Source organism: Herbaspirillum sp. GW821-FHT09A12 (genome assembly GCF_059418325.1).
Map to the genome: position 1 here is coordinate 1 of NZ_JBWKPR010000019.1, position 12,828 is coordinate 12,828.

At 63.0% G+C, this 12,828-nt stretch carries 11 protein-coding genes; 6 read left to right on the forward strand and 5 right to left on the reverse strand.

The genetic code is table 11. The features are described from left to right. The first annotated feature begins 296 nt into the window (after window positions 1-296). From rnr to cysE, 3 genes are all read left to right on the forward strand, one after another. The gene (gene rnr / locus AC07N6_RS23475; protein WP_494780231.1) at window positions 297-2,771 is read left to right on the forward strand and encodes a ribonuclease R; all 2,475 of its coding nucleotides are present in this window, start codon (window positions 297-299) and stop codon (window positions 2,769-2,771) included. Window positions 2,772-2,853: 82 nt separating this feature from the next. After that, window positions 2,854-3,591 (forward strand): 23S rRNA (guanosine(2251)-2'-O)-methyltransferase RlmB, encoded by a 738-nt coding sequence (rlmB, locus tag AC07N6_RS23480; protein ID WP_050466246.1) that lies wholly within the window; start codon window positions 2,854-2,856, stop codon window positions 3,589-3,591. Between the two features lie 97 nt (window positions 3,592-3,688). Beyond that, window positions 3,689-4,441 carry a serine O-acetyltransferase gene (gene cysE, locus AC07N6_RS23485; protein ID WP_494780230.1) on the forward strand — a complete coding sequence of 251 codons (753 nt, stop codon included), beginning with the start codon at window positions 3,689-3,691 and terminating at the stop codon, window positions 4,439-4,441. A 133-nt stretch (window positions 4,442-4,574) separates the two neighbouring features. Here the strand turns inward: cysE and AC07N6_RS23490 are convergent, their stop codons facing one another. The 5 genes from AC07N6_RS23490 to AC07N6_RS23510 form a co-directional block, all read right to left on the reverse strand. Further along, window positions 4,575-5,366 carry a UDP-2,3-diacylglucosamine diphosphatase gene (locus tag AC07N6_RS23490; protein ID WP_494780229.1) on the reverse strand — a complete coding sequence of 264 codons (792 nt, stop codon included), beginning with the start codon at window positions 5,364-5,366 and terminating at the stop codon, window positions 4,575-4,577. Window positions 5,367-5,385: 19 nt separating this feature from the next. Continuing rightward, complete coding sequence (locus tag AC07N6_RS23495; protein ID WP_050466249.1) at window positions 5,386-5,874, reverse strand: peptidylprolyl isomerase; 489 nt, start codon at window positions 5,872-5,874, stop codon at window positions 5,386-5,388. A 109-nt stretch (window positions 5,875-5,983) separates the two neighbouring features. Continuing rightward, window positions 5,984-6,553 (reverse strand): peptidylprolyl isomerase, encoded by a 570-nt coding sequence (locus AC07N6_RS23500; protein ID WP_494780228.1) that lies wholly within the window; start codon window positions 6,551-6,553, stop codon window positions 5,984-5,986. Beyond that, the gene (locus AC07N6_RS23505) at window positions 6,550-7,761 is read right to left on the reverse strand and encodes a L,D-transpeptidase family protein (protein ID WP_494780277.1); all 1,212 of its coding nucleotides are present in this window, start codon (window positions 7,759-7,761) and stop codon (window positions 6,550-6,552) included. The genes AC07N6_RS23500 and AC07N6_RS23505 overlap by 4 nt, the downstream gene beginning before the upstream one ends. Before the next feature lie 36 nt (window positions 7,762-7,797). After that, on the reverse strand, window positions 7,798-9,246 hold the full coding sequence (locus AC07N6_RS23510) for a nuclear transport factor 2 family protein (protein WP_494780227.1): 1,449 nt from the start codon (window positions 9,244-9,246) through the stop codon (window positions 7,798-7,800). Window positions 9,247-9,470: 224 nt separating this feature from the next. Here AC07N6_RS23510 and cysS point away from each other — a divergent pair, with 224 nt between their 5' ends. The 3 genes from cysS to AC07N6_RS23525 all read left to right on the forward strand — a co-directional run bounded on the left by cysS (window position 9,471) and on the right by AC07N6_RS23525 (window position 12,651). Beyond that, window positions 9,471-10,865 carry a cysteine--tRNA ligase gene (gene cysS / locus AC07N6_RS23515; protein ID WP_494780226.1) on the forward strand — a complete coding sequence of 465 codons (1,395 nt, stop codon included), beginning with the start codon at window positions 9,471-9,473 and terminating at the stop codon, window positions 10,863-10,865. A 1-nt stretch (window position 10,866) separates the two neighbouring features. Next, the gene (locus AC07N6_RS23520; RefSeq protein WP_494780225.1) at window positions 10,867-11,526 is read left to right on the forward strand and encodes a DNA-3-methyladenine glycosylase family protein; all 660 of its coding nucleotides are present in this window, start codon (window positions 10,867-10,869) and stop codon (window positions 11,524-11,526) included. A 144-nt stretch (window positions 11,527-11,670) separates the two neighbouring features. After that, a complete protein-coding gene (locus AC07N6_RS23525; RefSeq protein ID WP_494780224.1) occupies window positions 11,671-12,651 on the forward strand; it encodes an acetyl-CoA carboxylase carboxyltransferase subunit alpha in 981 nt (326 codons plus the stop codon). Window positions 12,652-12,828 lie beyond the last annotated feature (177 nt).

Below are 12,828 nucleotides of genomic sequence, written 5' to 3' on the forward strand. Positions count from 1 at the left end.
ACGGAGGGACTCGAACCCCCACACCTCGCGGCACATGGACCTGAACCATGCGCGTCTACCAATTCCGCCACGTGGGCAATAACGCGAAAGAACGTGATTATATACGATAGGGGGATCTTGTCAATGCTCTTGTGGGGAGGAATTTGCGATTTTTTCGTGCTTGTTCCGCCGAACGGTGCTGCGGACCGGGTATTGCGGTTAGGTAAATGGCCGCAACTCCGTTACACTAGGGACTATCCAACCTGACCGGAGCGATCGCGCCGGTTCCATCGATAACAATTGCGCAAACGACACTTTTGAGCCAATTTCCTTACTCCATTCCCAGCCGGGAAGAAATCCTCGGCATCCTGCGCACTTCGCCCACGCCGCAAGGCGCGCCCAGTCTGGCAGCGGCGCTTGGCGTCAAGCCTGAAGAGATGGACGGCCTGACGCGACGGCTCAACGCCATGGAGCGCGACGGCCAGATCAAGCCCGACCGGGCCGGCAACTACCAACTGACCCATTCGCCCAATTTCATCGAAGGGCGGGTGTCCAGCCACCGCGACGGTTTCGGTTTCCTGCTGCCGGACGACGGCAGCGACGATCTGTTCCTGCCCGAGAAGGAAATGCAGAAGGTGATGCACGGCGACCGCGTCCAGGCGCGCATCGTCGGCACCGACCGCCGCGGCCGGCCGGAAGGCACCATCGTGGAAGTGGTGGATCGCGCCAATACCCATGTGATCGGCCGTCTCCTCAATGAGAACGGCGTGTGGGTGGTGGCGCCGGAAGACAAGCGTATCGGCCACGACGTACTGCTGGCCGGTTCGCCCGGCAAGGCCAAGGCGGGGCAGGTGGTCAGCGTTGAACTGACCGAGCAGCCTTCGCGTTATACCCAGCCGGTGGGCAAGATCGTCGAGATCCTGGGCGACATCGACGACCCGGGCATGGAAATCGAAATCGCGGTGCGCAAATACGGCGTGCCGCATGAGTTCTCGGACCTGGCCAAGAAGCTGGCGGCCAAGCTGCCCAGCGAAGTGCGCGCGGCCGACCTCAAGGACCGCGTCGACCTGCGCGACGTGCCGCTGGTCACCATCGACGGCGAGGATGCGCGCGACTTCGACGATGCCGTCTACTGCGAGCCGGTCAAGATCGGTCGCGCCAACGGCTACCGCTTGATCGTGGCGATCGCCGACGTCAGCCATTACGTCAAGCCGAACGACGCGCTGGATGCCGATGCGCTGGAGCGCAGCACCTCGGTCTACTTCCCGCGCCGGGTGATCCCGATGCTGCCGGAAAAGCTGTCCAACGGCCTGTGTTCGCTCAATCCGGATGTCGACCGCCTGACGCTGGTGTGCGATGCCGTGATCACCGCCAAGGGCGAGATCAAGGCTTACCAGTTCTACCCGGCCGTGATCCATTCGGCCGCGCGCCTGACCTATACCGAAGTGGCGTCCATCCTGACCAACACCAAGGGACCGGAAGCGGCGCGCCGCATCGGCCTGGTGCCGCACCTGACGCACTTGTATGAAGTGTTCCAGGCGCTGTTGCAGGCGCGCCAGGCGCGCGGCGCCATCGACTTCGAGACCACCGAGACCTACATCGTCTGCAACGCCGCCGGCAAGATCGAGAAGATCCTGCCGCGCACTCGCAACGATGCGCACCGCCTGATCGAGGAGTGCATGCTGGCGGCCAACGTCTGCGCCGCCGACTTGCTCAAGCGCCATGAACACCCGGCCCTGTACCGCATCCACGCCGGCCCTACCAAGGAAAAGCTGACGCAGCTGCGCAACTTCCTCAAGCAAACCGGCCTTTCCCTGGGCGGCGGCGACACGCCCAGCGCGTCCGACTATGCCGAGCTGATGCCCAAGATCAAGGCGCGCCCGGATGCGGTGCTGGTCCAGACCATGCTGTTGCGCTCGATGCAGCAGGCGGTCTACAGCCCGGACAACATCGGTCACTTCGGCCTGTCTTATGAGTCCTACGCGCACTTCACCAGCCCGATCCGCCGCTATCCCGACCTGCTCACGCACCGCGCCATCAAGGCCGTTTTGCAAGGCAAGCGCTATGAACCCAAGGGCATCGACAGCAGCGCGCTGAACACCTCGATCTCGCCGGCGGCGCGCAAGATGCAGCAGCAACAGCGGGCGGCCGACCTGGCTGCCGGCAAAAAGCCGCGCGGCGACGGCAAGCAGGGCAGCCTGGCCATCTGGGAAGCGCTGGGCCTGCACTGTTCGGCCAACGAGCGCCGCGCCGATGAGGCTTCGCGCGATGTCGAGGCATGGCTCAAGTGCTATTTCATCCGCGACAAGCTGGGCGAAGAGTTCACCGGCACCATCTCGGGTGTGGCCACCTTCGGCATCTTCGTGCAGCTCGATGCGCTGTATATCGAAGGCCTGGTGCACGTCACCGAACTGGGCGCCGATTACTTCCAGTACGACGAGGCGCGCCACGAGCTGCGCGGCGAGCGCACCGGCATCCGCTATCAGCTGACCGACCGCGTGACCGTGCAGGTCAGCCGGGTCGACCTGGATGCGCGCAAGATCGACCTGTCGCTGGTCAACGAGCCGGGCATCCGCACGCTGATCAAGAACGAAGCCAAGCGCGCCGAAAGCGCCGCGCGCGGCAAGCCCAACGGGGCGGCCAAGCCGGCGGCACAAGCCAGAAAGGCGGCTCCGCCCAAGCCGGCCAAAGCGACCAAGGCCAAAGGCGCCGCGCCGCACGCGCGCGCCGGCGAAACCGACCGCAAGCGGGCGGCGGCCAAGGGATTTTCCAAGGGCAAGAAGAAGCGCTGAAGCGGCGCTGGAGGTTTGCCCTTGATCCGTAGCAAGCCATAGTTAGTCATCGCAGTAATAAGAGAAGAAACAAGCAGGTTTTATGAAGAGCAAAATGATTTTCGGCTTCCATGCCGTCACGTCCCGCATCCGCCACGAGGCATCGTCGGTGGATGAAATCTATGTGGACGCCGACCGCCGCGACCGCCGCATGCTGGACATGCTGCACGCGGCCAAGGAAGCCAATGTGCGCATCATCCAGGCCGACGACCAGCGCTTGTCGGCGATGGTCGGCACGCGCCGCCACCAGGGTGTGGTGGCCAAGGCCGCCACGCTGTCGCTGGCGCGCACGCTGGACGAATTGCTGGATGCGGTGCAGGGCCCGCCGTTGCTGCTGATCCTGGACGGCATTACCGATCCGCACAACCTGGGCGCCTGCCTGCGGGTGGCCGACGGCGCCGGCGCGCACGCGGTGATCGCCCCCAAGGATCGCGCGGTGGGCCTGAATGCCACTGCCATGAAGGTCTCCAGCGGCGCTTCCGATACCGTGCCCTACATCACCGTCACCAACCTGGCGCGCACCATGCGCGACCTGAAGGAGCGCGGCGTATGGCTCATCGGCACCACCGATGATGCCGAGAAGGGTTTGTATGAGGGCGACTTCACCGGACCTACCGCGCTGGTGATGGGGTCGGAAGGCGAGGGCATGCGCCGCCTGACGCGCGAGACCTGCGACGTGCTGGTCAATATCCCGATGTTCGGCTCGGTCGAGAGCCTGAATGTGTCGGTCGCTTCCGGCGTCTGTCTTTACGAAGCGCGACGTCAGCGTCTGCCTAAATAAGTCCGGTCGTCTCAGGTACGACACCGTCGCCGGACTTGATGTCCGGCGATTTTTTTGCATCAGCATTTTTTACTAGCCCGTTCCAGGAAGCACTACCATGTTCAGCCGACTCCGTGAAGACATCGCCAGCATCCGCGAGCGCGATCCCGCCGCGCGCAACAATTGGGAAGTGCTGACCTGTTATCCCGGCTTGCATGCGGTGGTGATGCACCGCTGGGCCAATGCCTGCTGGTTGGCGGACTTCAAATGGCTGGGCCGTTTCATCTCGCACATCGCGCGCGGCTTGACCGGTATCGAGATCCATCCGGGCGCGACCATCGGCCGCCGCGTATTCATCGACCACGGTTTCGGCGTGGTGATCGGCGAGACCGCGGTGATCGGCGACGACTGTACCATCTACCAGGGCGTGACGCTGGGCGGCACTTCGCTGGCCAAGGGCGCCAAGCGCCATCCCACGCTGGGGCGCGGCGCGATCATCGGCGCCGGGGCCAAGGTGCTGGGCGGATTTACGGTAGGCGACGGCGCCAAGGTCGGCTCCAATGCGGTGGTGACCAAGGAGGTGCCGGCCGGCGCCACGGCGGTCGGCAATCCGGCGCGCATCGTGCAACGCGCGGCGCCCCAGGATCCGCGCGAGCCGGCTGCGGCGCGCATCTTCGCCGCTTACGGCGTCATGCCCAATGGCGATGATCCGCTGTCAAAGGCCCTGCACGGGTTGATCAACCAGGTGGCGGCACAGGAGCAGCAGATCGAGGTGATGCTGGCCGCGCTCAAGGGCGCGGGGATAGGGTGTCAGCGCTTCGAGGAATTGAGCCGCTTCGATGCCGAGCAATTGAACAAGCTGGTGGATTGAGGCTGATGCAGGATGTTACTGTTGACTGAACGCCGCTGGATCCTGACCTTCGTCAGGACGACGGCTTCCAAGATCAAGTACCCCGTCGTCCCGGCGAAGGCCGGGACCCAGTGTCATTTTTACGGCAAGCCAATCAGTTAATTTCACTACCCACCGCATCGAAGCGATGCAGCACGCCATCCGCCGTCAGGCTGATCCAGCCGCCGCGCGGCGTTTGGATATCGTATTCCCAATCCGGCAGCACATAGCGCAGGCGCTGGCCTTCACCGCTGCCCAGCACATGCAGGGCGGTGCGGTGCGTATGGCCGTGGATCAGCACGTTGACGCCGGTCTGTGCGAACAGCTGGCCGATGGCCTCGGCATTGACGTCCATGATCTCGTGGGACTTGTTCTGGTTGGAGTCCTGGCTGTTCTTGCGCATGCCCTCGATGATGGCCTTGCGCTGCGCCAGCGGCATGGCGAGGAACTGTTGCTGGTAGGCCGGCTGGCGCACCTGGGCGCGGAAGGCCATGTAGGCGGCGTCGTCGGTGCATTGCGCGTCGCCGTGGGCCAGCGCGATCTCGCGCCCGGCCAGGCGGATCACATGCGGGTCGTCCAGCAGCGTCAGGCCGGCGGCTTGCGCGAACCCGGTCCCGACCAGGAAGTCGCGGTTGCCGGCGATCCAAAAGACCTGCACGCCATGCGGCTGCAACGCCTTCAGGGCATCGGCGATCTCGCGGTTGTAGGGCGTGACGAGATCGTCGTCGCCGGCCCAGTATTCGAAGATGTCGCCCAGCAGGTAGAGCTGCTGCGTTTGCGTCGCATGGGTTTGCAGGAATTCGAGGAAGGCTGCGGTGGTGCGCGGCAGCGACGCCTGCAGGTGGAGGTCGGAAACAAAAAGCGCAACCGTCGGCTGCGCTTTTTGTGAGGACGCGAAAATCGTCATCGTCTGGTGGGGAGTGGCGTCAGACCACTTCCGCCTTTTCGATCACGACATCTTCGGCCGGCACGTCGGCGAACATGCCGGTGCGGGAGGTCTTGACGCCCTTGATCTTGTCGACCACTTCAGTGCCTTCGACCACCTTGCCGAACACACAGTAGCCCCAGCCGTCCTGGCCCGGGAAGTCCAGGAAGCTGTTGTTCTTGACGTTGATGAAGAACTGGGCCGAGGCCGAGTGCGGCGCGGCGGTGCGGGCCATGGCCAGCGTGTAGGGCTCGTTCTTGAGGCCGTTCTTGGCTTCGTTCTCGATCGGTTCGTTGGTTTCCTTCTGCTTCATGCCGGGCTCGAAGCCGCCGCCCTGGATCATGAAGCCGTCGATCACGCGGTGGAAAATGGTGCCGTTGTAGTGGCCGGCGTTCACGTAAGCCAGGAAGTTCTCGACGGTCTTCGGCGCTTTTTCGGCATCCAGTTCGATCTTGATGTTGCCGTGGTTGGTGGTGAGCAGAACTGCCATGTTGAATCCTTTGCTGAACAGTGAAAATGGTAAAAATCAGGGTGAAAACAAAAAAACGAGGCGGGCATCCGATGGCCCGCCTGTCCCTGGGTCAGGTGTTGCGCGACGCTTATTTGACCAGCGTTGCCGATTCGATCACGACCGGGGTCACCGGCACGTCGCCGGCGCCGGTGGGCGCCTGCTTGATCTTGTCGACCACATCGGCGCCCTGGACCACCTTGCCGAAGACCGCGTAACCCCAGCCATCGCGGCTCGGGTAATCCAGCGCGGCGTTGTTGGCCACGTTGATGAAGAATTGGGCCGTGGCCGAGTGCGGGGCCGAGGTGCGCGCCATGGCGATAGTATAAACCTCGTTCTTCAAACCGTTATTGGCCTCGTTCTTGATCGGCGCGTCGGTGGCCTTTTCGCGCATGTTCCGGTCGTAGCCGCCGCCCTGGATCATGAAGCCGTTGATCACGCGGTGGAACAGGGTGCCGTTGTACTGGCCTTTCTTGACGTACTTGAGGAAGTTGTCGACGGTGCCGGGCGCTTTCTCGGGATTGAGCTCGACCACGATGTCGCCCATGCTGGTCTTGATCAGCACGCGCGGCGCGTCGGCGGCGAAAGCCGGCGCCGACAGGGCGGCGGACAGGGAGAGCGCGGCCAGGCCGCGCAGCAGGCTACGACGAGAAATCATCATGCATTACCTTCGTAAATAATTTTCCATTCCGATCCTTCCTTGACCCAGTACTGGCGTTTGCGGATCGCGTTTTTGCTCTTGCCGACGGCGCTTTCCTGGATGAAAGTGCTGACGATCATGTCATCCGGGCCCGGATAGCGGAACAGGCTGACATCGCGCAGTTTGACACTGGTGAAGCGCGCCCCGTTCATGCTCTTTTGCTGGCGCGAGAACCAGGTCGGCAGGCTTTCGCCCAGGGCCGAGCGGAAATCGCGCGAGTAGTAGGACAGGGTCTTCTCGCTGTCGGAATTTTCCAGCGACTGTTGCCATTGTTCCAGCATGGCGGTCGCGGCCTGGCGCTGCTTGTCCCATTCGCCCTTGTTGACGAATTGCACGCCCTGGCTGATCACCACCATGGTCTTGCCGACCTCTGCGGTGGAGTACAGGCTTTGCAGGTCCGGATTGGCCAGCACCACGCAACCGTCGGAGGACAGCGGCGGACGGCTGAAATTGTCGGACGGCGTGCCGTGCAGCCAGATGCCGTAGCCGCTGCGGCCGTTGCGCTTGTCCCATTCATTGGGATAGGACAGCGGCAGCGCGCCGGTGCCGTAGAAATCAGGCAGCTTGGGGCCGGGAATGCGATTGTTGACGTAGTACACGCCGATCGGGGTGCGCTGGTCGCCTTCCTTGGATTTGTTGGCGCCGAAGCGGCCTTGCGAGATGTAGTAGTCGGTCTGGTACTTCAACTGGCCGTCCTGGTTCTCGTAGACGTACAGGCGCGAGCGCGAGGTATCGACCACCAAGACGGTTTTCTGGTCTTCGCCCATTTGCAGCACGGCTTGGGGGATCAGGCTGGGATCGGGTTTTTCCTGCAGCGAGCGGATGCGCACCATGGCTTCGTCGCGCAATTCCTTGAGCTTGTCCGGCGGGGCGTCGGCCATGGCGCCGAAATTGCGCACCGGGCGCGCATGCATCTGCAGCAGGTCGCCTTGCACCAGATGGCCGAGCCGGAAGGTCGGATAGGCCGCCACCAGGGCGTCGGCCTTGGCCTGGGCTTCGCGCAGGCGGTTGGCGCCGAGGTCCTTGTAGACGTCGATCAGCAAGGCCTCGGGGTCGGGCTTGCCGGGCGCGGCCGGGCCGGCGCTTTGCGGCGGGATGGAAGACGAGGAGGCAACGCTGCCGGTGGTCGGCAGGCCGGCCAGACATAACATCAGCAGGCGCCCCAGCATGCGCGCCGGACGCCCTTGTAAAGCTTGAGCCATCGATTACCCTCCCGATCGTTCCTGTTTGATCAGCCATTTGTTGCCCTGTTTGATGAAGACCAGGGTCTTGCGGCTGTCCACTGTCAGCCGGTTGGAATTATATATCTGGCGATAGCGCACGGTGGCGGTATTGCCCTTGATGGCGACCTGGGCGTTGCTTACCTTGACGGTAATATGGCCCTTGTCCTCGATGCGGGCGCGGCGTTCCTCGGCCCATTCCTTGCGGGTCGCGCCCTTGGGCGTTTCGAAATCGCTGGCATAGTGGGCCAGGTAGCCCTTCACGTCCTTGTCGCTCCAGGCCTTGGCCCAGCTGTTGAGCGAGGCCAGCACGAGGTTCTTGTCCTGGTCGGCGTCGGCGGATGCCTTGGCCTTGTCGGCCCGGGCTTTTTCTGCCGCGGCCTTGGCTTGAGCGGCCTTTTCGGCTGCCGCCAGCTTGTCGGCCTGGGCGGCCTTTTCCTTCTCGGCCCGGGCAGCCTTTTCTTTCTCCAGGCGTTCGGCCTGTTCCTTCTGCTTCTGCTCGGACGCCGCCTTGTCGGCCTTGTTCTTGTCGGCGGCCGCTTTGTCTTCGGCCGCCTTTTTGTCTGCGGCGGCCTTGTCAGCGGCGGCTTTCTCCGCTGCCGCCTTGTCCGCCGCGGCCTTCTCGGCAGCCGCCTTTTCAGCCGCCGCCTTTTCAGCGGAGGACTTGTCGGCCGAAGCCTTGGCGATGACCGTCTTTTCCGCCGCCGCCTTGTCGGCCGCGGCTTGCTGCGCGGCCTTCTCGGCGGCCAGCGCCTTCACCCGTTCCTGCTGTTCGGCGGCGGCGGCATCGGCCTTGGCCTTGGCGTCCCGCTGCGCCTGCGCGGCCTGGCCGGGAGCGGCGCTGGCCAGGCGCGGCACGGTGCCGCCGGTGGCATTGCCGTTGAGCGAGCGCAAGAGCGTCAGTTTGGGCTGCGGGACGTTGTTGCCCGGATCGATCTGCAAGGCCTTGTCATAGGCCTGGCTGGCCAGCTTGGCGTAGACATCGCCAAGATTCTCCAGCGCGGTGGCATAGGTCGGGTTGGTGCGCATGGCCATGTCCAGCGCCGCGCGCGCCTTGTCGTATTGCCCGTTGGCGGCATATAGCACGGCCAGGTTGTTGTACGGCTCGGGCAGGTCGGGGAAGTCTTCGGTCAGTTTGACGAACACCGCGATGGCCTCCGCAGAACGATTTTGTTCTGCTAAGATCAGGCCTTTCGTGAAACGCATCTGCGCGTCGCGCGGGTGTTTCGCGAGTATGGCGTCGGTTTTCGTGAGCGCCTCGGCATACTGGCCCGACCGCATCAGCTTGTTGATGTCGGACATCTCGCTGGCATGCGCGGGGATGGCGAAGAGGGCGGCGACCAGGCCGGACAGCAGCGCCGTCTTGTGGGCAGTTCTATTGATCAAACCGCGCAAACCATGAATAGATGTCTGTTCTTGTGATTCTGGGGGCATGGTTTATCAATGCTATACTCGGACGAAAGCAGGCATTTTATATCAAACAAGCACCACAAAAAGAGGTTTGGCTATCGTGTCGCGTTCATGTCGAAAGCGTTGCTAGAACAATGATCGAAGGGGCGAGCGCCCGTCCGGAAGCACTCTTCCCGGCGCGCGGCCCGAAGCGCGAAGCATGACCACGGCACTGTCTCCAGTGCAGCCGAACCCAGAATTCCCGTCCCATGAGCGAGCTCAAAATTTACAACACGCTGGCGCGTGATAAGCAGACCTTTTTCCCGATCGAACCAGGCAAGGTGCGCTTGTACGTGTGCGGCATGACCGTGTATGACTATTGCCACCTCGGCCACGCACGCGTGATGGTGGTGTTCGACATGGTGCAGCGCTGGCTGCGCAAGTCCGGTTACGACGTGACTTATGTACGCAACATCACCGATATCGAAGACAAGATCATCAAACGCGCGCAGGAAAACGGGGAATCGATCTACCAGCTGACCGAGCGTTTCATCACGGCCATGAACGAGGATGCCGACGCCCTGGGCGTGCAGCGCCCCGACCATGAGCCGCGCGCCACCCAATACGTGCCGCAGATGCTGGAACTGATCGGCAAGCTGGAGCGCAACGGCCTGGCCTACAAGGCGACCGACGGCGACGTCAATTATTCCGTGCGCGACTTCCCCGGCTACGGCAAGCTCTCCGGCAAGTCGCTCGACGACCTGCGCGCCGGCGAGCGGGTGGATGTCAACACCGGCAAGCGCGATCCGCTCGATTTCGTACTGTGGAAAGCCGCCAAGGAAGGCGAGCCGGACGAAGCCAAATGGGATTCGCAATGGGGCTGTGGCCGGCCCGGCTGGCATATCGAATGCTCGGCCATGTCCAGCGACCTGCTGGGCGACCATTTCGACATCCATGGCGGCGGCCAGGATTTGCAGTTTCCGCATCACGAGAACGAGATCGCCCAGTCCGAAGGGGCGCACCGCCACACCTTCGTCAATTATTGGATGCACAACGGTTTCGTGCGCATCGACAACGAGAAGATGTCGAAGTCGCTCGGCAACTTCTTCACCATCCGCGAAGTGCTGCAAAAGTACGACCCGGAAGTGGTGCGCTTCTTCATCCTGCGCGCGCATTACCGCAGCCCGCTGAACTATTCCGACGCCCACCTCGACGATGCCCGTCAGGCACTGACGCGCCTGTACACCGCGCTCAAAGACGTGCCGGCGCAGGAAGGCGCGCTGGATGCGGGCGAAGCGCATGCGCTGCGTTTCGCCGAGGCGCTCAACGACGACTTCAACACCCCGGTGGCGGTCTCGGTGCTGTTCGAGCTGGCCAATGAAGTCAACCGCAGCCGCTCGCCGCAGCATGCGCGCCAGTTGAAGGCGCTGGCCGGCGTGCTGGGGCTGTTGGAGCGTACGCCGGACGAATTCCTGAAGGGCCGCAGCGGCGCGCAGGAAGACGGCCTGGATGAAGCGCAGATCGAAGCGTTGATCGCCGCCCGCAAGGCGGCCAAGCAGGGCAAAAACTTTGCCGAGGCAGACCGCATCCGTGCGGAGCTCACTGCCGCCGGCATCATTCTGGAAGACAAACCGGGCGGGCTGACCGAATGGCGGAGAGCTTGATTTGAATACCATCAGAAAAACAAGTCCGGTCGATCCGACGCTGATCGTCCCCGGCTATTGGGAAGAAGCCAAGGCCGAGCTGATGAAGCGCGACCGCATCATGCGCAAGATCATTCCCCAGTTCGGCGATCTGCAACTGACGGTGCGCGGCGACGCCTTCACCACGCTGGCGCGTTCGGTGATCGGCCAGCAGATCTCGACCAAGGCGGCCAATGCCGTGTGGCAACGCTTTTTGGAAGCCTGCCCCAAATGCACGCCGGCCCAGGTGATCCGTACCGGCCTGGATGGTCTGGCCGCCTGCGGCTTGTCCCGGCGCAAGGCCGAGTACATCCTCGACCTGGCCAACCATTTCAAGGCCAAGACCGTCCACCCCGACAAATGGATCGAGATGGAGGACGAGGCCGTCATTGCGGAAATGATCCAGATCCGCGGGATCGGCCGCTGGACAGCGGAGATGTTTTTGATATTTAATCTGCTGCGCCCCAACGTGCTGCCGCTGGACGACTTCGGCTTGCTCAAGGGCATCAGCATCAGCTATTTCTCGGGCGAGCCGGTCTCGCGCAGCGATGCCAGGGAAGTCGCCGCGAACTGGGAGCCGTGGCGCACCGTTGCCACATGGTATCTCTGGCGCAGCCTGGATCCGTTGCCGTCGGACTATTGAACGATACAGGGGAGCGAGGGCAGGAGTGGCCGCTGGTGTATACTCCGCTCCTCGCAAGATTGAAGGCAAACCGATGACGAAGCCGTACCCCGCATGGCGCGGGCATCACGGCATACCATCGGACTTGTTGAACAAAGGAACACAATGAGTAAATCGACAACGACTTTTCTGGGCTTCGAGCAGGCCATCGCCGAGCTGGACGCCAAGATCGAAGAGTTGCGTTTTGTACAGGACGACTCGGCCGTCGACATCTCCGAAGAGATCGAGCGCCTGGTCAAGAAGAGCCAGCAACTGACCAAGGACATCTACGCCAAGCTCACGCCCTGGCAGGTGTCCCAGATCGCGCGCCACCCGCAACGTCCGTACACCATGGACTACGTGCGCGAAATCTTCACCGACTTCCACGAACTGCACGGCGACCGCACTTTCGCGGACGACCAGTCCATCGTCGGCGGCCTGGCCCGTTTCAATGGCCAGGCGTGCATGGTGATCGGCCACCAGAAGGGGCGCGACACCAAGGAACGCGCCATGCGCAACTTCGGCATGCCCAAGCCGGAAGGCTATCGCAAGGCGATGCGCCTGATGAAGGTCGCCGAAAAATTCAATTTACCGATTTTTACCTTCGTCGATACCCCGGGCGCGTTTCCCGGCATCGATGCCGAAGAGCGCGGCCAGTCCGAAGCGATCGGCCACAATCTGTATGTGATGGCCGAGCTGAAGGTGCCGCTGATTGCCACCATCATCGGTGAAGGCGGTTCCGGCGGCGCGCTGGCGATCGCCGTGGGCGACTCGGTGCTGATGCTGCAATACGCGACCTATTCGGTGATCTCGCCGGAAGGCTGCGCTTCCATCCTGTGGAAGACCGCCGACCGCGCCGCCGACGCCGCTGAAGCGCTGGGCCTGACCGCGCATCGCCTCAAGGCGATCGGCCTGATCGACAAGATCGTCAACGAACCGCTGGGCGGCGCCCACCGCGATCCGAAGCAGATGGCCGCGCTGTTGAAGCGCGCATTGTCGGATACGCTGCGCCAGTTCCAGGGCGTGAAGACCAAGGAACTGCTGGCTGCCCGCCACGAAAAGCTGATGGCCTACGGCAAGTTCAAGGAACTGAACTCGGCGGAATAAGCCGCCTTTGCTTCGCCGCAGCAATGCAGGCGAGGCAGCCGGGGCAAGACAAGCGCCAGCGATTCCGGTCGCTGGCGCTTGTCGTTTGTAGGGCGCCCTTGCTTATGTTGCGATTATGTTTGGCGTCTGGTTTCCTGAGTTGCCTGTTCACCCATCTGTTGCTCTGCCTCCATGTCC